The sequence below is a fragment of the Agromyces rhizosphaerae genome, assembly GCF_027925245.1.
Lineage (GTDB): Bacteria > Actinomycetota > Actinomycetes > Actinomycetales > Microbacteriaceae > Agromyces > Agromyces rhizosphaerae.
Map to the genome: position 1 here is coordinate 2,553,334 of NZ_BSDP01000001.1, position 17,771 is coordinate 2,571,104.

Sequence of the window (17,771 nt, forward strand, 5' to 3'; positions counted from 1 at the left end):
CCAGTCTACCCGCAGCAGGGGGAGCGGGGGCGGATGCCCCGGGGTGCAGACCGTCGGCGCGCCGGCGCGCTCAGTCCGCCGGCGCGTCGGCCACGCCCGCGATCGCCGAGATCGGCAGCGTGCGCTCGATGTCGGTGGCCCGATCGCGAGCCCGCATCCGCCCGTTCGCCACGCTCGTGGGCTCCAGCACGAAGTCGACGACGTCACCGCCGGGCATCCGCACGCTCACGGTGACGGCCGACCGGTCGCGCGCGGCCGTCTCGAGACGGCGGGAGAGCCACGCCTGCTCGGTGCTGTGGTCGTCGGCGCCGTCGAACACGCGCGCGACGAGCTCGCCGACGAGGTCGCGCGGCTGCGCCTGGTCGGCGACCCGCGCGACCCGGTGCCGTCGGAGCACGACGATCTCGCCCGTCTCGTCCTCGGCCGCGACCGGGTACCGCGCGTCGCTCAGCGCCCAGAACACGACGTCGGCCGAGAACCTGCTCGTCAGGCGGTTCGGGCCCGTGCGCACCAGCCCCAGGGACTGCAGCGACTGGTCGACGGCGATGGTGCCGAGCAGCGCGTCGTCGTCGCTGCGCACGTAGCTGCGCGCGGGCATCTCGCTCGGGCCGAGCGACCCCACGCGCACGCGGCCGTAGCGCGACGCGGTCTCGGTGACGAGGTACTCCAGCGGCTGCGGCACGCCGGTCAGGGAGATGCCGCGGAGGAACTCGAGCAGCGATGCCGAGGTCTCGCCGGCGGCCAGGGCGCGGTTGACGGATGCGGCGGAGACCCGGTAGCTCGACGCGAGCTCGCGCGCCTCGACGTCGGCGAGCACCCGCAGGCGCGCGTCGAGGGGAGGGGCCAGCGGGCCGGGCGCGACGATCGACAGGTCGTGCTGCACGTAGACCTGCGACACGTGCCCGGGCAGCAGCGCGCTGGTCGCGGCGACCGCGGCGTCGAGATCGCCCTCGACGACCGAGCGGCCGGCCGGCACGGGCACGCCCGACACGGTGAGGCCGAGCGCGTCGGCCTCGCTGGAGACCACCCTGGCGCGCTCGTCGAGCCACTCGCCGCCGGCGGGGTAGAACCAGCGCGCCTCCTCGATGAGGGGGGCGGGCCCGCCGATCAGCGACCGGCCCGCGATGAGGGCGAGCAGCTCATCGGGCAGGCGGTCGCGCCACGCGGTCGCGAGCTGCCGCCAGCGCTCGGGGGTCTCGGCCTCGAGCCAGGACTCGCCGCGCGGGGTCTCGAGCCAGTGGCCGCCGTCGCGCGTGATGAGCTGGCTGCGCGACGCGAGGTCCATGAGCGCCGGCAGGTCGTCGAGCTCGATGCCGGCCGCCGCGGCGAGGCGCTTCGCGTCGGGCAGCGCGATGCCGCCGCGCACGAGCTCGCGCGCGGGCTCCAGGCTCACGGCGGCGACGATCTCGGCGAGTGCGGCGATCGTGCGGAACGCGCGCTCTGCCGCGAGCCGGGCGACCAGCCCGGTGTCGACGTCGCCCTCCCGCACCAGTCCGGGCGGCGGGGGCGCCGCGAGGGCCGCCGCGGCGGGGAGGCCGGCCCGCATGCGGGCGCGCAGCCGTTCGGCGACCTCGGGCTGCACGAGCATCCCGTCGTCGTCGCGCAGCACGAGCAGGCGCTCGTCGAGCGCGTCGAGGCGGAGGTCCGCGTCCTCGGCGTCCGGGGCGTCCGGCGCCAGGGAGGGCCAGCCGTCGAGCACGCGCGCGAGGCTCGTCAGGCCGTCGGCGGGCGCCAGCTCCACGGCGACCGCGAGGAACGCGAGCAGCCGCCGGTCGAGCCGGGCGATCGCCCGGTCGAGCGAGTCGTCGGTGAGGAGCGCCTCGGCGAGGTCGAAGACGTCGTCGATGCCCGTGGGGTCGATGCGCCGGGAGCGGATCGCGGCCGCGACCGACTCGCGCTCCATCGCGCGCAGTCGTGTGGCCAGTGGGAGCATCTGTACGGGATCAGGCCGAACCCCGGCGGGACTCACGCGCCCGTCGAACGCCGTTGACGATGAGCAGCGCGACCAGCAGCAGGAAGCCGATCGGCAGGCCGATCAGCGGCAGCACGATGATGAACGGCCAGATGCCCTGGCTGAAGCCATCGTTGTCTCCCACCCCCGACAGCGTCGCGATCATGACCGCGAAGAAGGCCAGGATGGAGAAGCCGACGGTCCCGGCGACCATGTAGGCCAGGACGCGCTCGGCGCGATGGTCGCTCGGTGGGGTGCTCGTCGTCACATGGACAAGGATAGGGCAGGGGCGCGGGCCGCTCGCACTAGACTGGGAGGTCGGGGCGGCGGCGTTGCCGTGCGCCTGCAACACGTGAGTGAGTGAGGGTCAGCATGCCAACCGGCAAGGTCAAGTTCTTCGACGAGGACAAGGGCTTCGGGTTCATCTCCGGCGACGACGGCCAGCAGGTGCACCTGCCCGCGTCGGCACTGCCGGCGGGCGCGACCGTGCGCTCCGGCTCCCGCGTCGAATACGGCGTGGCCGAGGGCAAGCGCGGCGCGCAGGCGCTGTCGGTGCGCGTGCTCGACGCAGGCCCGAGCATGACGAAGATCCAGCGTCGACCCGCCGATGAGATGGCGATCATCGTGGAAGACCTGGTGAAGTGGCTCGACATCACCGGCGGCAAGCTCCGCAAGGGCCGGTACCCCGACCGCGCCGAGGGGCGCAAGATCGCTGCCGTGCTGCGCAAGGTCGCAGACGATCTCGATGCCTGACCCGATGCCTGACGAGATGGAGCAGCCGGAGGTCGAGGCGACCGGTGCCGCGGCCGAGTCGGAGGCGACCGAGGCCGAAGCGGCGGATGCCCCTGAAGCGGCGGATGCCCCTGAAGCGGCGGATGCCCCTGAAGCGGCGGATGCCCCTGAATCCGAGCCCGAGGCGGAGGCGGCGGACGCTGCCGAGCCCGAGCCCGAGCCCGAGCCCGAGCCCGAGCCCGAGCCCGAGCCGGAGCCCGTGGTCGCCGACGAGGTGCTCCTCGCTGCCGTGGACCTCGCGCGGAGCGCGCTCCTCGAGGTGGCCCCCGCCGAGACCGTGGGATCGCACACCGGTCACGTGCTCGACGGCGCGCGCGTGCACTCCCTGCTCTTCGACGCACGCGTGACCGGGTACCCCGGCTGGAAGTGGAGCGTGACCGTCGCCCGCGCCGATGCCGAGAGCGAGCCGCAGGTGCTCGAGAGCCAGCTCGTGCCCGGCACGGGCGCACTGCTCGCGCCCGAGTGGGTGCCGTGGGCCGACCGCCTCGCCGAGTACCGGGCCGCGCAGGCACGGGCGGAGGCCGAGGCGGCGGAGCAGGCCGAGGCGGAGCGCCGCGAGCGCGCATCCGACGAGGATGCGACGGACGACGCGGAGGAGCGGGTCGCCGACGCGAACGGCGATGGCGCGCTCGACACCGATGATCTCGACGATCCGGAGGATCTCGACGACCACGCCGAGGACGGCGACGACGTCTTCGACGGCGTCGACATCGACGGCCTCGCCGATCAGGACTCGGACGACGAGGACGACGAGGACTCGGACGACGAGGATGACGACGACGACTCGGACGACGAGGACGACGACGAGGACTCGGACGACGACGACGAGGACGACGACGACGACGAGGACGACGACGACGACTTCGACGACGAGGACGACGACGCCTACGACGAGGACGACGAGTTCGACGACTCGGACGACGACTCCGACGAGGACGACTCGGACGACGACTCCGACGAGGACGACTCCGACGAGGACGACTCCGACGAGGACGACCTCGATGAGGACGACGAGGTCTCCGAGGACGACGACTCCGACGCGGACGGGTTCGACGAGACCGACGACGCGGCCGGCTCCGAGGAGGAGTGAGCGACGGCGTCGGCCGGGCTCAGCGAGCTCGGCGGCGCCGGAGCTGCACGACCACGAGTGCGATGACGCCCAGGGCCACGCCGACGATCGCGGCCTGCAGCAGCCAGCCGAGACCGGCCTCGTCGAGCGGCTCGCGCCAGACGACGACGGCCGCGAGCGCGACGAGCCAGCAGGCGGTTCCCGCGAGCACGGCCTTGCGCGCGTCGGTCCGAACCGGCTCCGGATCGGGTCGGCGCTCGTCCTCGCTCAGCCAGAAGCGCATCGCCAGGCTCAGCCGAGGTGCTCGAGCACGTGGTCGAGGCAGGCGGTCAGGGCGCGCACGTCGTCCGGCTCGATCGCGGTGAAGGTCGCCACCCGGAGCTGATTGCGGCCGAGCTTGCGGTACGGCTCGGTGTCGACCACGCCGTTCTCGCGCAGGGTGCGGGCGATGGCCGCGGCATCCGTCGACTCGTCGAAGTCGATCGTCACGACCACCTGCGAGCGGTGCGCCGGGTCGGCGACGAACGGCTGCGCGACCGGCGTCGCCGCCGCCCAGTCGTAGAGGATGCCGCTCGACTCGCGCGTGCGCGCGTCGGCCCAGGCGAGCCCGCCGTTGCCGTTGATCCAGTCGAGCTGGCTCTCCATGAGCAGCAGGGTCGAGATCGCGGGGGTGTTCAGCGTCTGCTCGAGCCGGGAGTTCGACAGCGCGTTGGCGAGGCTGAGGAACTCGGGGATGTATCGGCCCGACGCGGCGATCCGCTCGATGCGCTCGATCGCGGCCGGGGAGACGAGCGCGAACCACAGGCCGCCGTCCGAGGCGAGGTTCTTCTGCGGTGCGAAGTAGTAGACGTCGCACTCCAGGGGGTCGAAGGCGACGCCGGCGGCGGCGCTCGTGGCGTCGATCACGGTGAGCGCGCCCTCGTCGCCGTGCACCCGGGCGACCGGGGCCATGACCCCGGTGGAGGTCTCGTTGTGCGGCCAGGCGTAGACATCGACGCCCGCGACCGCCTCGGCCTCGCTGCGCGAGCCCCCGGCCGCGGTGCGCACGTCGGGCGCCTCCAGCCACGGCGCGGCGGCCGCCTTGGCGAACTTGCCGCCGAACTCGCCGAAGGAGAGGTGCTGGCTGCGGCGCTCGATGAGCCCGAACGCGGCCGCATCCCAGAACGCGGTGGAGCCGCCGTTGCCGACGAGCACCTCGTAGCCGTCGGGAGCCTGGAACAGCTCGGCGAGGTGCGAGCGCACCCGCCCGACGAGCTGCTTGACGGGCGCCTGGCGGTGGCTCGTGCCGATCACGCCCGCTCCCGCCCGCATCAGGTGGTCGAGCTGCTCGGGCCGCACCTTCGACGGGCCGCAGCCGAAGCGTCCGTCGGCGGGCAGCAGCGACTCTGGGATCACGAGGTTCGGCATGCCCCGAGTCTAGCCAGCGGCCCGCCGCCGGTAGGCTGTGTGACGGCACGCTGGGCGGCGGGAGCAGGAGGACCGGTGACCGATCTGATCGACACGACGGAGATGTACCTCCGTACCATCCTCGACCTCGAGGAGGAGGGGATCGTGCCGCTGCGCGCGCGCATCTCCGAGCGGCTCGGGCACTCCGGGCCGACCGTGTCGCAGACGGTGGCGCGCATGGAGCGCGACGGCCTCGTGGTGGTCTCCGGCGACCGTCACCTCGAGCTCACCACCGACGGCCGCGAGAAGGCCGTGCACGTCATGCGCAAGCACCGCCTCGCCGAGCGCCTGCTCGCCGACGTGATCGGCCTGGACTGGGAGTACGTCCACGACGAGGCATGCCGGTGGGAGCATGTCATGAGCGAGCACGTCGAGCGCCGGCTGATCGAGATCCTCGGGCATCCGACCGAATCGCCCTACGGCAACCCCATTCCGGGCCTCTCGGAGCTCGGTGTCGCGCCGGCGGCGCCGTTCATGGAGGGCGTCGTGAACGTGGTGCGCGCGCTCGAGGCCGGTGCGGAGTCGGTCTCCGGCCGCATCCGCCGGATGGCCGAGCCGGTGCAGTTCGACCCGGTGCTGCTCGGCCAGCTGAAGCGCGCCGGCGTCGTGCCAGGGGCATCCGCACGCTTCTCGATGAGCGACGGCTACGTCGCGGTCGACGTCGACGGCATGGACGAGGGTCTGGAGCTTCCGGTCGAGGTCGCGGGGCACATTTTCATCGCGACCTGACCCGAGCGGTCTCCGACCGCGGAATCATGCGGATCCGGGCAGGATTTGCCCCCCGGACTGGGGACACGTTTTCGTTACCTAATCGTGAGAAATTCCGGCGCGGGATATGACATACGCGCGCGAATGACGTAGCGTCACCTCTCAGTCGCCGCCACGAAGCCAGACGGCGCACACGAGTCAAGACGTCCCCCTGTCTGTCTCTTGTCTCGTGAAACGTACGCGCAAGCGCACTCGGACGGGGTGGTTGCCACAAGCACCGCGGGGGCGCCGGAGGTACGACTTGGCTCGGAAGACTCGCAGCGGTTCCACGAAGAACCCCACGACAACGTCCAACCAGATCGCCCGCTCGGGCAACGAGATCGCCACCCCTGACGCACCCTTCGCCTCGACGAAGGGGTTCCGCCGCGGCGTCGCCGCGAACGTCATCGTGATGTCGGTCGCCGCAGGCATCGTCGGCACGCTCGCGCTGCCCGCCTACGCGTTCGCACCCGGCTCGCAGGACCCGCAGTTCGGTTCCAGCGAGGCCGCGCTGATCACCAAGGCCGAGGCGCAGAGCGTCGAGGTCGACGAGGACGCCGTGGCCGCGGAGATCACCACCGACAGCTACGAGGCCGTCACCAAGGAGGAGATCGACCGGCAGCGCCGCGAGAAGGAGGCACGCGAGGCCGCAGAGGCCGCGCGCCGTGCCGCCGAGGCCGCCGCGGAGCGCGCCGCCGCGAACGCCGCGATGACCTCCTACGGCCAGACCGCCGCCGCATCCACGGCGACGTACGCCGCGCCGTCGACCAGCTACAGCCCCGCTGCCGTGTTCGCGACCGCGTCGCAGTACATCGGCGTGCCGTACGTCTACGGCGGCGCGACGCCCGCGGGCTTCGACTGCTCGGGCTTCGTGATGTACGTCTTCGCCCAGTACGGCATCTCCCTGCCGCACTCGTCGGCCGGCCAGGCCGCGGCGGGCACGCCGATCCCGCTGTCGCAGGCGCAGCCGGGCGATCTCGTGATCATGTCGGGCCACGACGGCTTCTACGCGGGCAACGGCAACATCCTGCACGCGCCGTACCCCGGCACGTCGGTGCGGATCCAGCCGATCTGGACCACGAGCTACTCGATCGTCCGCATCAACGGCTGAGCCGTGCGGGCGCGCGCCCGCATTGTGAACACCTCGTGACGAGACGCCGAATCGGCGCGCCTCGGGGCCCCCGCCTCGCGCGCGTGGGTTAGCCTGAAGCCCTGACGAATCGAGTGAGACGTCGGGAGGTGCCAATGATCGACGTACGCAGCATCCATTCCGCGGATGACCGCGTGCAATTCGACCTGCGGCACAGCAGTACGCAGCACAGCGTGGGCTCGCTGAGCCATGCGCGCGAGAACCAGGGCATCGTCATGCAGACGGTGCCCTTTTTCTTTGCCTGCGAACGACTCCCGCACCCGGTGCGTCGGAACCGTTCACGCGGCTGGGAGCCATCCAGCCCCGATCGAAAGGCACGACATGCGCACCCTGGTGCTCAACGCCGGCTATGAGCCGCTGGCGGTCGTCTCGTTCAAGCGGGCGCTCATGCTCGTCATGAACGAGAAGGCCACCGTCATCCGCAGCGACGAGGAGCACCCGGTCCTCGCGACGAGCGGGTCGTGGGACCGCCCGTCGGTCATCATCCTGACCAGGTACGTGCGGACCCCGTACTCCCGCCCGATCCCGGTGAGCCGGCGCGGGGTGCTGCGCCGCGACGAGCACCGCTGCGCGTACTGCGACCGGTCGGCGACGACCATCGACCACGTGCTGCCGCGTTCGCGCGGCGGCCGCGACACCTGGGAGAACCTGGTCGCGTGCTGCCTGCGCTGCAACAACGTCAAGGGCGACCACACCCCGGCGGAGATGGGCTGGGAGCTGCGCTTCACCCCCCGTATGCCGAACGGCCGGAGCTGGCTCGTGCGCGGGTTCGAGCGGCCGCTGCCGCAGTGGGACGAGTACCTCGAGGCGGCCTGATCCCTCCACGCCTCGATTCTCCACAGGGGTGGGGCGCGCCCGTGGCGCAATCGTGACATTCGGGGGGACGGTGCCGTACAGTGGGAATCCGTCGCGTCACCCCCAGACCGCGCGATGACAACCTGAGTTCCCCCGCTCCGCGTGCACACCCGCGTGGTCGAGGGTGCGCATCGGAGGACTGAGCGTGGGCGAACCCGAATCGAGTGGCGAGGACTTCTGGCCCTTCGCGTCGATCGAGCCCGAGCCGCACGTCCCCGACCACAACGCGGGCTTCGCCACGCGCCGCGAGGCGCGCACCGCCGAGCGTCGCGGGCCGCGTCGCGGTCGCGGGAGCCGCGCGTCGGCGAGCACCCCGGAGGTCACCACGACGCCGGCGAGTGCCGCGCAGGCCGATCCCACCGTGCCGAGCGCCCCGTTGCCCCCCGCACCGTCCGTCGCGGAGGAGCTGCCGCCCTACGCCGGCCCGTCGCGCACCGCACCGCGGAAGCCGGTGACGGCACCGCCCGCCCGCCCCGCATCGTCGACGAAGCCCGCACGGCGCTCCCGCGGCGCCGGTCGCACCGTCGCGACCATGCTCGTCGTGCCCGCCCTCGTCGGCACGCTCGCGCTGCCGGCCTACGCCCTCGTCCCGGGCGACTCCGGGTTCGCGACCTCCGACAGGTTCAACCAGTCGCAGGCCGAGGCGCAGGACGTGATCGTCTCCGACCTCGCCGCCGCGGCATCGGTCTCCCGCGACGGGTACGCCGCGGTGACCGCCGGTGAGCTCGAGCAGGTGCGCCTCGCCGAGCAGCGGGCCGCCTGGGAGGCGCAGGCCGCCGCCGCGCGTGCCGCCGGCGGCTACTCGGTCGTCGCCGAGCAGGCCGAGGGCGACGACTACCCGTGGTGGAACCAGACGCCCAACGACTACGGCGGCGGGCTCTCGCCGCTCGGCTACTACTACCGCGAGTGCGTCGACTTCGTGGCCTGGCGCATGAACCGCGACGCCGGCTCGACCGCGGCGCCGTGGCGCTGGGTCTGGGCGAACCTCGCCTCGGGCAGCGCGTACCGCTGGGAGAGCGAGTGGCGCAACCACGGCTGGGTCGTGAGCAGCGAGCCCGTCACGGGCGCCGTCGCGTGGTTCCCGTACAACCACGTCGCGTACGTGCAGTCGGTCGGCGACGGCACGGTCGTGCTCGAGGAGTACAACTGGAACAGCGACCACTCGTACCACACGCGCACCATCGCCTGGGGTGACGCGATCTACCTCTACCCGCCGAAGTAGCGGCGGAGGCACCGCCGCCGGCGGGCGTGACCGTCGGATGCCCCGGGCGTCAGTCCATGCGCAGCAGGCACGCGGGCGCAGGCGTGGCGACCGGCACGCCGACCGGCGAGAGGCGCCCGGTCTCGTGATCGACCGCGAGCACGGTGAGCGAGTCCGACGCCATGTTCGCGATGACGAGGAACCGCCCGTCGGTCGTGAACTCGATGTCGCGCGGGTGGTCGCCCGCGACGGGGAACTCGTCGAGCAGCTCGAGCGTGCCCGCCTCGTCGTCGGCGAGGATCGTGCTCACCGTGTTCGGCGTGCGGTTCGCCACCGCGAGCAGCCCGGTCGGCGACCGGCGCAGCGCCGACGACGCGGACGCGCTGCCGGCCATCGTCGACACGATCGCGGTGATCTCGCCGCGCTCGGGCGCCTCCAGGTCGACCATGCCGAGCGTGCCGTCGAGCTCGTTCGCGATGACCGCGTGGCGACCCAGCACGACGAGGTGGCGCGGGCCGGAGCCCGGACGCAGGTGCACGTCGGCGTGCGTGTCCTCGCCCGCGGCCAGCGCAGCGAGGTCGTGCACGCGCAGGCGGTCGGCGCCGAGGTCGGCGACGACGAGCTGCGACCGGGCGGCGTCGACCACGGCCTGGTGCGCATGCGGGGACTCCTGCCGCGAGGCATCCGGCCCGCTGCCCTCGTACGCGACGCGGAGATGCTGCGGTCCGACGCCGTCGGGGCCGAGCGGATGCACCGACAGGCTGCCGCTCGTGTAGTCGGCCGAGAACGCCCAGCGCCCGTCGGGGCTGATCGAGACGTGGCATGAGTCGGCGCCGCCGGTCGGCTGCTGCGCGCCGAGCGGCTCTGGCCCCTCGTCGTCGAGTCGCCAGGCGGAGACCGCGCCGGCGTCGAGGTGGTGGGCGACGACGAGCGTGTCGCCGTGGCGGGCGAGGTACATCGGGTCGGCGCCGACGTCGACCGGGTCGCCCAGCCACACCGCGCCGGTCTCGTCGACCTCGACGGGGCGGATGCCTGCGGCGGGCGTGCCGAGGAAGCCGGTGGTCGACGCCCCGAGGACGAACGCGGTGGTCGAGGGCGCGGGCGACGAGCTCATCCCCCGATCCTCCCATCACCGCGGGAGGCGTGCGTGCGCTCAGTCGCCGAGGCCCACCCGGTCGGGCACCGCGGTCACGACGCCCGGCAGCCAGGTCGACGGGTCGGGCCACGGCCGCCCGGTCGGCAGGTGCCGGAGCAGGCCGGCCAGGGAGGCATCCGCTTCGCTGCCCCAGGGGATGACGCGCATGGGCGACGCCGAGGCGATGACGCCGAGCCACCAGTGGCGCACCGTCGGCGCGAGGGCGTACGGGTCGAGCACGACGTAGTAGTCCGGGATCGCGATGGCGCTGGCCTCGAGTGCGTCGACCGTGCGCTCGATCTCGAGCTCGAGCACGCCGAGGGTCGCGAGGTCGTCGTAGAACTCCGCCCACGCGCTCGCGACGTGCTGCAGCGGATCGTGGTCGTGGAGGACGTACGGCGTGGACGACGAGGCGGTCCACGCGGTGACCTCCTCGTCGCTGCGGCCCGCGAGGCTGGCGCTGCGCACGTTGGCGAACCCGTCGAGCTCGCCGAGCGCCGCGCCCGCATCATCGCCGACCAGGACGACGGTGGTTGCGGTGGGGTGCTCCATTTTCGGAGTCTACGTCTGCCTCGCGGGGGTTCGTGTCACGATCGTGTGAACGTTCGAGGCGTGTCGTCGGATGCCCCTGGCTGGGCCGTGTGCGTGTCCTGCTGCCCGTGCGGCCGCGGGTAGACTCGTCCAGCCAGCCTCTGTAGCTCAATGGAAGAGCAGTTGCGTCCTAAGCAAACGGTTGGGGGTTCGAGTCCCTCCAGGGGCACCGTGGCGGGGTGCCGTCCACCGCACCGGCACGTCGCGCATCACCAGGACGTCGTCCAGCACCGCGGCGCCGCGTGGGAGCGCGTCGAAGACGCTCGACGACACGTGGATCGCACGGCCGGCGGTGACCGACCAGTCGCGGGTGCCCAGTCGTACGCCCTCGAGTGCCCCGCCCGTGCGGTCGGGCGACCAGCCCACGTCGTCCTTTCGGAAGAACGCGGACGCGTCGTCGAGCGTGGGGAACAGGGTGCTGCTCCACTCGTCGGTGAGCTCGATGTCCGCGCCGACGCTCGCGTCGGCGGCGGTCATGCGCACCGAGCACTGCGCTCCGCGGTCGGACACGTCGAATCGTGCAGGGCGGTGGACGCCGGGGAAGAGCCGGCCGCCCACCGCGACGGGCAGCCGCGACGCGGAGTGGCGCTCCGGGATGTACACGCCGGTGCGGATGCCGCCATCGCCGTCCCACTCGACGGCGATGCGGTGGGCGGCGTTCTCGGATCGGAGTCCGACGCGGGCGGTGAGCCCGGCCGGGCGGAGGGCGCCCAGCCGGATGAGGCACACCCCGGCGACGGCTGAGCCGTCGACGAGCTGCGGGCGCAGCGGGCGCGGCAGCAGCGCTCGCGCGACGTCGGGATCCAGCCGGTAGTTGATCAGGAGCCTGCGCTCGATGGTGCCGTCCAGGGGGACCGTCCACGGGATCATGCGCGCACCTCGCCCACGAGCGCGAGCAGGTCGCGAAGCGCGCCCCGCGCGAGCGGCAGGCGCGCGAGCGGGAGCACCGCCCCCAGCAGCTTCAGGCCGCGGTCGAGCAGCGCGCGCGTCCGGCGCCGATCCTCCGACGAGTCGTACACCCAGAACAGCGCGAGGAGGAGGTGTGCGAGGACGAGTGCGCGGGGGAGCACCGATCGGATGTCTTCGGGCAGCCCGGATGCCTCGGCGCCGGCCACTGCCTCGGCGAACACGCCCTCGACGACGCCGAGGGCATCGGCAGACTCGGTCGACAACGGGTTGATCGGCGATCGGGGCGACACCGCCGCGGAGAGGAACTCGCCGGCGTGCGCGTGGTACGGCTCGAGCTGGTCGAGCCCGGTCGAATAGACGATGCGCAACCGATCGATCAGGCGCGGCTCGGTCGCCAGGAGCGGTTCGGCGGCGTCGCGATGCGCCTCCTGCACGTCGAGGTACAGCTCCTGCACCAGGTGGTTCTTGGAGGGGAAGTGGTAGTTCGTCGCGCCCACCGAGAGCCCGAGTTCGTCCGCGATCCTCCGGATCGTCGTGGCGTCGTAGCCGTGCTCGCGGAACGACGCGAGCGCGGCGTCGCGGATGCGCTGCCGGGTGCGCTCGCCCTTGGTGGCGGGCTCGCTGTCAGGGGACACGGTGCGGGCTCCGTTCGGTCGAGGTCGTCATCGACCCGGCGCGGGCATGGACGTCTCGGAGCGCCGCCTCCAGGTCGGGATGGGCGAAGGAGAAGCCGGCGTCCGCGAGCGTCTCCGGGAGGACCCAGCGGCTCTTCAGGACCAGCTCCGACTCCGTGCGCAGTGCCCACGTCCCGAGCTCGAGCATCCATCGGGTCGTCGGCAGGCCGATCGGTCGTCCGGTGATCCGACGCAGCGTGCGCATGAGCGTGCGGTTGTCCGACGGGTTCGGCGAGGCGACGTTGATCGGGCCGGCGAGCCGCTCGTCGTCCCGGATGAACCGGATGGCGGCGACGACGTCGTCGAGGTGCACCCAGCTGAACCGCTGGCGACCGCGCGTGCGGTACCACGGTGCGCGCTCGCTGCCCGTGGGGCGTTCGCCGATGCCGCGGTAGCGGCGATGCGGCGGGCACCAGCCGTCGTGCTGCGTGCCGCCGAGCCCGGAGCGTGCGAGCGCGAACAGCATGCGGGTCGCGGGCCCGTCGCCGATCACGATCGCCATGCGCAGCGCCACGCGTCGCGTCGCGGGCAGCGTTCCCGCGAAGAGCTCGCGCTCCCAGGAGGTCGCGACGTCGACCGAGAATCCCGAGCCGAGCTCGCCGCCGGTCTCGGTGTTCGGGTGATCGGTCGAGTGGCGGTAGATCGTCGCCGTGGACGCGTTCAGCCACGTGTGCGGAGGACGATCCGCCCGCGCGATCGCGTCCCGCAGCGCCCGCGTGGTGCGCACGCGCGAGGCGAGGATCTCGTCGCGATTCCGGTCGGTGTAGCGGCAGTCCACGGACTTGCCCGCGAGGTTCACGACGACGTCGGCGCCGTCGACCGCGCGGCGGAGGACGTCCGGATCGTCCCAGCGGATGGGCGAGCTCCGGCCGACCGCCCGCACCTCGTAGCCGTCCTCGACGAACGAGGCGGCGACGGCGCGCCCGATGAATCCGGATCCGCCGGCGATCACCGCGACCGGCTGCTGACTCGCGCTCATGCGGCGACCCTACTACATTTCTGAACATGTTCAGTTCTGATCGGCGCCCACCCGTCCGACCTGACGAGCGCTCCGTCTACGAGCGGGTGCTCGGAGAGGACTTCGCGCGACTGCATCCGCAGCTTCGCCGCTACTTCGGTGCGATCCCGCGCGGGTTCGAAGGGGTGGGGTCCGGCAGCTTCCGCGAGGCGGGGCTGCGCGTTCGCGTCCTCCGGCCGATGTTCGCGGTGCTGGGGCGCCGTCGCATCGCGTTCGCCGAGCGCGGCACCGAGGTTCCCTTCCGCGTGCGGAACCGGTCCGGACCCGACGGGATGCGCGTCGCCGCCCGGACCTTCCACTTCTCCGGCGCGACGCGCGAGATGAGCGACGTGATCCGCGTCGAGCGGGGTCGGCTCGTGGACCGCATCGGCACGGATGGGGAGATCGAAGTCGAGCTCGCGCTGCGGGTGACGAACGGTCGACTGCTGATGAGGTCGCGGCGGCTCGCGCTCCGGGTCCTCGGGCTCCGGCTTCCGCTCCCGCCATTCGTGACGGTCACGCTCGAGGAGTCAGCGGGCGAGCGCGGTGTCCAGCAGGTGGTGCTGCGCATCGTCGCCCCGCTCGTCGGCGAGATCTACGGATACGCCGGCACCTTCACGTATGCGCATCGACCGGTGGCGACCGAAGTTCCTGTGCACAGCCGCGCCGGGGATTCCGGCGAGCGTCGCTAGCATCGCGGCATGTCGACGACCGATGCTGCGCCCAAGACGAACACCCTCGCCCTGGTCGCGTTCATCACGGCGTTCGTGATCCCGGTCGCGGGCCTCGCGATCGGCATCGCGGCGAGGAAGCAGCTCGATGCGCCGGGGAACACCGAGACCGGCTGGGGTTTCGCGGGGTGGGCGACGCTCATCGGTGCGCTGGGGACGCTGTTCCAGGGCGTGTTCGTCATCATCTGGCTGACGGTGTTCGCTCGCATCCTGGGGAGCGCGCCCGGCCTCGGGTAGTCGCGACCCGGCGGGGCCGAAGCACCTAGCGATTCCAGTACACGTTGGCCGATGTGGGGGTGCACTCGTAGGTGCGCGAACCGACCTCGTGGACGCCGGTGCCGAGCTCGGCACACGTGCGGAACAGGTCGATGAAGATCGGGGAGACTGCGATGACGACTCCGATCGTCGCCAGGACGCCGAGCCCCGCGATCACCGTGCCCGCGATCGCGAATCCGTTCCGGAACCCGGCGCGCTTGGACCGCACCAGCGCGATGATGCTGACGACGAGGCCCGGGATGTTGAGGAAGGCGACGAATGAGAGGATGAAGCCGACCACGCCGAGCACCTGGAACGGGTCCTTGGCCGGGGTCTCGGTCGCGCGGGGCTCCGGGGTGACGATTGCTGCTTCGACCTGCTCGTTCGACATGCCTGCACGGTACCCAGCGCGTCGCCGCCCGACTGCGCTCTCCACAGGCGCCCCTCGGCATGCAGTTCGGCGACGGGCCGCTCTGACGCGCTCGGTCTGTGGATACGGCACGCCTCGCGGCATCCGCTGCCTAGGCTGACCGGGCGGCCGTCGACCCCTGGCGCCGCGGGACGGAGCGAGGATGCCGGACGAGTCGACCACCGAGCCGATGAGCCTGGGCGGGTTCCTCCGCTTCTACCTGCGCGGCGGGTACGTGATCCCGGTGCTGATCTCGCCGTTCGCCGGTCTCTTCTACGAGGCCGAGCCTGTCGGGATCGCGCTCATCGCCGCGGGCTTCCTCGTCGTCACGCTCGGGCTCGCGTTCGCGTCGTACCGCCGGCACCATGCCGCGCGGCACTACGAGGCGCCGACCGTGCAGGCGGCGGGCGAGCTGCCGGCGTCGGCGCTGACGCCGCCCGACCGGCTCGAGCGCCGGCGAGGACTCGCGATCGTCTGGTGGGCGCTGGTGCTCGGCAGCGGCGCCGCGATCGTCTGGGGCTACGCCCTGCTCATCGGGGCGGGCGGATTCTCCGTCTCATCGACGCTGCTGCCGTACGAGCTCCTCGCAGTCGTCGTCGCCGTCGGCTGGTTCATGGTCGCGGCGCAGTTCGTGTGGATGCGACCGGTGCTCGCGCGGAACGCGCGGCTCGCCGCGAGGCATCCGGACGCCCTCGTGCTCACCGCGTACCAGGGCTACTCCGACGGCATCTCGTCGGGCGGGGTGCTCGACCAGGTCACCGACGCCGGCCGGGCGTGGTGGCGGGTCGGCCTGCCCATGATCTTCACGCTGGTCGTCGACGCCGACGGCATCGGGTTCTGGCGCGGCGGCCTGCGGCCCAGACGGCAGTACCACGTGCCGTGGCGTCTCGTCGCCCGCAGTGCACCGTCGTTCGTCACGACCGGCGACTCCCGGTCGACCGGACCGCGCCCGGGCGTCGAATTGACCTTCCGCGAGTACGACGGCGAGCTGTTCCTCGGGCTGCACGTCGTCGAGTTCCGCCCGGCCCGCGCAAACCTCTGGGTGGGCAACCCGTACGGTTCGCGCGACGTCGTCGAGGCGGTCGCCGCCGCGATCGACGCCCGGCACCCCGAGGGCGACCGCCGGTTCCGCGGGTACACGATCGACGAACTGCGAGAGGTGATCGCGGAGCTGGAGTCCGACGGCGAGGACGAGATCGTCGCCGAGACGCTCGCCGAGGCGCGCGAGTGGATCGCGGCGCGCGGGGGCACGGCACCGCCCGGTGGGGACTGGCTGCTGGAGCGTCTCGCCGCGGACGACTCGACCGCGCGCTCGCTCCCGTGAGGATGGTCCGGTTCCTGCGGTTCTGGGTGCGGCAACTCTTCTGGGTGCCGGTGCTGGTGGCGTCGCTGCTGGCGCCGGTCCTGGTGTTCGCATACGGCGTCGAGCCGGTGCAGGTCGTGCTGCTGGCGGTGGGGTTCCTCGTCGTCACGCTCGTGCTCGCGGCGGTGCCGTACCGCCGGAACCGCGCAGCCGGGCGATACTCGGGGCCTACCGCACAGGTCGCGGGCGAGCTGCCGGCGTCGGCGGTCACGCCTCCGGACCGGCTCGAGCGACGGCGGGGACTCGGCATCGTCTGGTGGACCCTGCTGCTCGGCAGCGGGGCGGCGATCGCGTGGTGGATCGTGGCGCTCGCCGGTGCCGGCGGATTCGTGACCGACGACGTGCTGCCGTACGACGTGGTCGCGCTCGTCGCCGCGCTCGCCTGGGCCGCGATCGCGGTGCTGTTCGCGTGGCTGCGACCGGTGGCCGTGCGGAACGCGCGGCTCGCCGCGAGGCATCCGGATGCCCTGGTGCTCACCGCGTACCAGGGGTACACGAACACGCTCGCGACGGGTACGACCCTCGCGGAGGTGACCGGTGACCGGCCTTCGAACTGGTGGTCGAGCCTGCCGATGGTCTTCACGCTGGTGGTCGACGCCGAGGGCATCGGATTCTGGCGCGGCATCCTGCGACCGCGACGGCAGTACCAGGTGCCGTGGGAGCTCGTCGCGCGCATCGACCCCGCGTACGTGAACGCCGGCGACCCCGCGGCAGGCCCGAAGCTCGGCGTGGAGCTCACCCTGCGCGAGCGCATCGACGAGGAGTTCGACGCCCTGCGCTACCTGGGGTTCCGGCCCGCGCGCGCGAACCTCTGGGTCGGCAGTCCGTACCGCTCGCGCGAGGTCGTCGAGTCGGTGGCCGCCGCGATCCAGGCGAGGCATCCCGAGGGGCCGGCCGCGGGCGGCGTGGGGGAGCGAGGCTGACCCGGCGGCGCGATCGAGACCGGGCAGGATTCGAGAAGTCCGTCGAGCGGCGCGCGCGTAGCCTGAATCCGTCACGCCGGGCAGCGCCCGGGCACGCACGAACGGAAGGGACGACGGCGCATGGCCGAGGAACAGGGCGGGTTCTCCGCCGACGAGAAGGCGGCGATGAAGCAGCGCGCCGAGGAGCTCCGCTCGACGAAGGGGCTGAAGGGCGCCGCGAAGCTCGCCCGGGAGCTCGAGGCGTGCATGGACGCGATCGACGCGCTGACCGGCATCGACAGCGCAGTGGCGACGACCTTCCACCGGATCGTCTCCGAGGAGGCGCCGGACCTCAACCCGAAGACGTTCTACGGCTTCCCCGCGTGGGCCGACGCCGACGGCAAGGTCGTGATGTTCGTGCAGCCCAAGTCGAAGTTCGACACGCGCTACCCGACCGTGAACTTCGACGAGCACGCCAAGCTCGACGACGGCGCCATGTGGCCGACGTCGTTCGCGGTCGTCGAGGTGAACGACGACGTGGAGCGGGCGCTGCGCGAGCTGGTGGCGCGGGCGGTCGGCTGAGGCCTGATCGCG

20 protein-coding genes, 1 tRNA gene and 1 pseudogene are annotated in these 17,771 nt (G+C 72.5%); 12 read left to right on the plus strand and 10 right to left on the minus strand.

What is annotated here, in order from left to right:
- Positions 1 to 70 precede the first annotated feature (70 nt).
- Both QMG39_RS12015 and QMG39_RS12020 read right to left on the minus strand, forming a co-directional pair.
- The gene (locus QMG39_RS12015; protein WP_281885288.1) at positions 71 to 1,903 is read right to left on the minus strand and encodes a helicase-associated domain-containing protein; all 1,833 of its coding nucleotides are present in this window, start codon (positions 1,901 to 1,903) and stop codon (positions 71 to 73) included.
- 40 nt (positions 1,904 to 1,943) lie between these two features.
- Positions 1,944 to 2,219, minus strand: coding sequence for a hypothetical protein (locus QMG39_RS12020; protein WP_281885290.1), 276 nt, complete (start codon positions 2,217 to 2,219; stop codon positions 1,944 to 1,946).
- Positions 2,220 to 2,323: 104 nt separating this feature from the next.
- Here QMG39_RS12020 and QMG39_RS12025 point away from each other — a divergent pair, with 104 nt between their 5' ends.
- A complete protein-coding gene (locus QMG39_RS12025) occupies positions 2,324 to 2,704 on the plus strand; it encodes a cold-shock protein (RefSeq protein ID WP_281885292.1) in 381 nt (126 codons plus the stop codon).
- A gap of 4 nt (positions 2,705 to 2,708) precedes the next feature.
- The gene (locus tag QMG39_RS12030) at positions 2,709 to 3,833 is read left to right on the plus strand and encodes a DUF3027 domain-containing protein (protein ID WP_281885294.1); all 1,125 of its coding nucleotides are present in this window, start codon (positions 2,709 to 2,711) and stop codon (positions 3,831 to 3,833) included.
- 19 nt (positions 3,834 to 3,852) lie between these two features.
- Here QMG39_RS12030 and QMG39_RS12035 read toward each other — a convergent pair whose 3' ends face one another.
- Together QMG39_RS12035 and serC are read right to left on the minus strand one after the other, a co-directional pair.
- Positions 3,853 to 4,095 (minus strand): DUF2530 domain-containing protein, encoded by a 243-nt coding sequence (locus tag QMG39_RS12035; protein WP_281885296.1) that lies wholly within the window; start codon positions 4,093 to 4,095, stop codon positions 3,853 to 3,855.
- Positions 4,096 to 4,103: 8 nt separating this feature from the next.
- A complete protein-coding gene (gene serC, locus QMG39_RS12040) occupies positions 4,104 to 5,219 on the minus strand; it encodes a phosphoserine transaminase (protein WP_281885298.1) in 1,116 nt (371 codons plus the stop codon).
- A 75-nt stretch (positions 5,220 to 5,294) separates the two neighbouring features.
- Here serC and QMG39_RS12045 point away from each other — a divergent pair, with 75 nt between their 5' ends.
- The 4 genes from QMG39_RS12045 (at position 5,295) to QMG39_RS12060 (ending at position 9,232) form a co-directional block, all read left to right on the plus strand.
- On the plus strand, positions 5,295 to 5,987 hold the full coding sequence (locus QMG39_RS12045) for an iron-dependent transcriptional repressor DtxR (RefSeq protein WP_281885300.1): 693 nt from the start codon (positions 5,295 to 5,297) through the stop codon (positions 5,985 to 5,987).
- Positions 5,988 to 6,267: 280 nt separating this feature from the next.
- Positions 6,268 to 7,116, plus strand: coding sequence for a C40 family peptidase (locus tag QMG39_RS12050; protein WP_281885301.1), 849 nt, complete (start codon positions 6,268 to 6,270; stop codon positions 7,114 to 7,116).
- Positions 7,117 to 7,476: 360 nt separating this feature from the next.
- Positions 7,477 to 7,971 (plus strand): HNH endonuclease, encoded by a 495-nt coding sequence (locus QMG39_RS12055; protein WP_281885303.1) that lies wholly within the window; start codon positions 7,477 to 7,479, stop codon positions 7,969 to 7,971.
- Between the two features lie 184 nt (positions 7,972 to 8,155).
- On the plus strand, positions 8,156 to 9,232 hold the full coding sequence (locus QMG39_RS12060) for a CHAP domain-containing protein (protein ID WP_281885305.1): 1,077 nt from the start codon (positions 8,156 to 8,158) through the stop codon (positions 9,230 to 9,232).
- 49 nt (positions 9,233 to 9,281) lie between these two features.
- Here QMG39_RS12060 and QMG39_RS12065 read toward each other — a convergent pair whose 3' ends face one another.
- Both QMG39_RS12065 and QMG39_RS12070 read right to left on the minus strand, forming a co-directional pair.
- A complete protein-coding gene (locus QMG39_RS12065) occupies positions 9,282 to 10,325 on the minus strand; it encodes a lactonase family protein (RefSeq protein ID WP_281885307.1) in 1,044 nt (347 codons plus the stop codon).
- Between the two features lie 39 nt (positions 10,326 to 10,364).
- On the minus strand, positions 10,365 to 10,898 hold the full coding sequence (locus tag QMG39_RS12070) for a hypothetical protein (protein ID WP_281885309.1): 534 nt from the start codon (positions 10,896 to 10,898) through the stop codon (positions 10,365 to 10,367).
- A gap of 136 nt (positions 10,899 to 11,034) precedes the next feature.
- On the opposite strand from QMG39_RS12070, the gene QMG39_RS12075 reads away from it, so the two are divergent.
- Positions 11,035 to 11,106 (plus strand) — tRNA-Arg (locus QMG39_RS12075).
- Positions 11,107 to 11,378: 272 nt separating this feature from the next.
- On the opposite strand, the pseudogene QMG39_RS17145 reads toward QMG39_RS12075, so the two are convergent.
- The 3 genes and pseudogenes from QMG39_RS17145 to QMG39_RS12085 form a co-directional block, all read right to left on the minus strand.
- Positions 11,379 to 11,807, minus strand: a pseudogene (locus QMG39_RS17145) (DUF2071 domain-containing protein); the annotation flags it as partial.
- On the minus strand, positions 11,804 to 12,481 hold the full coding sequence (locus tag QMG39_RS12080; protein WP_281885311.1) for a TetR/AcrR family transcriptional regulator: 678 nt from the start codon (positions 12,479 to 12,481) through the stop codon (positions 11,804 to 11,806). The pseudogene QMG39_RS17145 and the gene QMG39_RS12080, both read right to left, overlap by 4 nt.
- Complete coding sequence (locus tag QMG39_RS12085; RefSeq protein WP_281885313.1) at positions 12,471 to 13,499, minus strand: epimerase; 1,029 nt, start codon at positions 13,497 to 13,499, stop codon at positions 12,471 to 12,473. Before QMG39_RS12085 ends, QMG39_RS12080 begins: the two co-directional genes overlap by 11 nt.
- A gap of 26 nt (positions 13,500 to 13,525) precedes the next feature.
- Here QMG39_RS12085 and QMG39_RS12090 point away from each other — a divergent pair, with 26 nt between their 5' ends.
- Together QMG39_RS12090 and QMG39_RS12095 are read left to right on the plus strand one after the other, a co-directional pair.
- Entirely contained in the window at positions 13,526 to 14,209 is a 684-nt protein-coding gene (locus tag QMG39_RS12090; protein ID WP_281885314.1) for a DUF4166 domain-containing protein, read from the plus strand.
- Between the two features lie 9 nt (positions 14,210 to 14,218).
- Positions 14,219 to 14,485 carry a DUF4190 domain-containing protein gene (locus QMG39_RS12095; protein WP_281885316.1) on the plus strand — a complete coding sequence of 89 codons (267 nt, stop codon included), beginning with the start codon at positions 14,219 to 14,221 and terminating at the stop codon, positions 14,483 to 14,485.
- Positions 14,486 to 14,510: 25 nt separating this feature from the next.
- Here the strand turns inward: QMG39_RS12095 and QMG39_RS12100 are convergent, their stop codons facing one another.
- Entirely contained in the window at positions 14,511 to 14,894 is a 384-nt protein-coding gene (locus QMG39_RS12100) for a DUF4190 domain-containing protein (RefSeq protein ID WP_281885318.1), read from the minus strand.
- A gap of 181 nt (positions 14,895 to 15,075) precedes the next feature.
- On the opposite strand from QMG39_RS12100, the gene QMG39_RS12105 reads away from it, so the two are divergent.
- The 3 genes from QMG39_RS12105 to QMG39_RS12115 all read left to right on the plus strand — a co-directional run bounded on the left by QMG39_RS12105 (position 15,076) and on the right by QMG39_RS12115 (position 17,759).
- Positions 15,076 to 16,236 carry a hypothetical protein gene (locus tag QMG39_RS12105; protein ID WP_281885320.1) on the plus strand — a complete coding sequence of 387 codons (1,161 nt, stop codon included), beginning with the start codon at positions 15,076 to 15,078 and terminating at the stop codon, positions 16,234 to 16,236.
- Positions 16,237 to 16,238: 2 nt separating this feature from the next.
- On the plus strand, positions 16,239 to 17,198 hold the full coding sequence (locus QMG39_RS12110) for a hypothetical protein (RefSeq protein ID WP_281885322.1): 960 nt from the start codon (positions 16,239 to 16,241) through the stop codon (positions 17,196 to 17,198).
- 120 nt (positions 17,199 to 17,318) lie between these two features.
- Positions 17,319 to 17,759, plus strand: coding sequence for a hypothetical protein (locus QMG39_RS12115; protein WP_281885324.1), 441 nt, complete (start codon positions 17,319 to 17,321; stop codon positions 17,757 to 17,759).
- Positions 17,760 to 17,771: the final 12 nt, after the last annotated feature.

Excerpts from the sequence above, each read along its gene's own strand:
- QMG39_RS12015 (WP_281885288.1), bottom strand. The coding sequence starts at position 1,903 with ATGGAGCGCGAGTCGGTCGCGGCCGCGATCCGCTCCCGGCGCATCGAC.
- QMG39_RS12025 (WP_281885292.1), top strand. The coding sequence starts at position 2,324 with ATGCCAACCGGCAAGGTCAAGTTCTTCGACGAGGACAAGGGCTTCGGG.
- QMG39_RS12030 (WP_281885294.1), top strand. The coding sequence starts at position 2,709 with ATGCCTGACGAGATGGAGCAGCCGGAGGTCGAGGCGACCGGTGCCGCG.
- QMG39_RS12035 (WP_281885296.1), bottom strand. The coding sequence starts at position 4,095 with ATGCGCTTCTGGCTGAGCGAGGACGAGCGCCGACCCGATCCGGAGCCG.
- serC (WP_281885298.1), bottom strand. The coding sequence starts at position 5,219 with ATGCCGAACCTCGTGATCCCAGAGTCGCTGCTGCCCGCCGACGGACGC.
- QMG39_RS12055 (WP_281885303.1), top strand. The coding sequence starts at position 7,477 with ATGCGCACCCTGGTGCTCAACGCCGGCTATGAGCCGCTGGCGGTCGTC.
- QMG39_RS12065 (WP_281885307.1), bottom strand. The coding sequence starts at position 10,325 with ATGAGCTCGTCGCCCGCGCCCTCGACCACCGCGTTCGTCCTCGGGGCG.
- QMG39_RS12070 (WP_281885309.1), bottom strand. The coding sequence starts at position 10,898 with ATGGAGCACCCCACCGCAACCACCGTCGTCCTGGTCGGCGATGATGCG.
- QMG39_RS12085 (WP_281885313.1), bottom strand. The coding sequence starts at position 13,499 with ATGAGCGCGAGTCAGCAGCCGGTCGCGGTGATCGCCGGCGGATCCGGA.
- QMG39_RS12090 (WP_281885314.1), top strand. The coding sequence starts at position 13,526 with ATGTTCAGTTCTGATCGGCGCCCACCCGTCCGACCTGACGAGCGCTCC.
- QMG39_RS12095 (WP_281885316.1), top strand. The coding sequence starts at position 14,219 with ATGTCGACGACCGATGCTGCGCCCAAGACGAACACCCTCGCCCTGGTC.
- QMG39_RS12100 (WP_281885318.1), bottom strand. The coding sequence starts at position 14,894 with ATGTCGAACGAGCAGGTCGAAGCAGCAATCGTCACCCCGGAGCCCCGC.
- QMG39_RS12105 (WP_281885320.1), top strand. The coding sequence starts at position 15,076 with ATGCCGGACGAGTCGACCACCGAGCCGATGAGCCTGGGCGGGTTCCTC.
- QMG39_RS12110 (WP_281885322.1), top strand. The coding sequence starts at position 16,239 with ATGGTCCGGTTCCTGCGGTTCTGGGTGCGGCAACTCTTCTGGGTGCCG.
- QMG39_RS12115 (WP_281885324.1), top strand. The coding sequence starts at position 17,319 with ATGGCCGAGGAACAGGGCGGGTTCTCCGCCGACGAGAAGGCGGCGATG.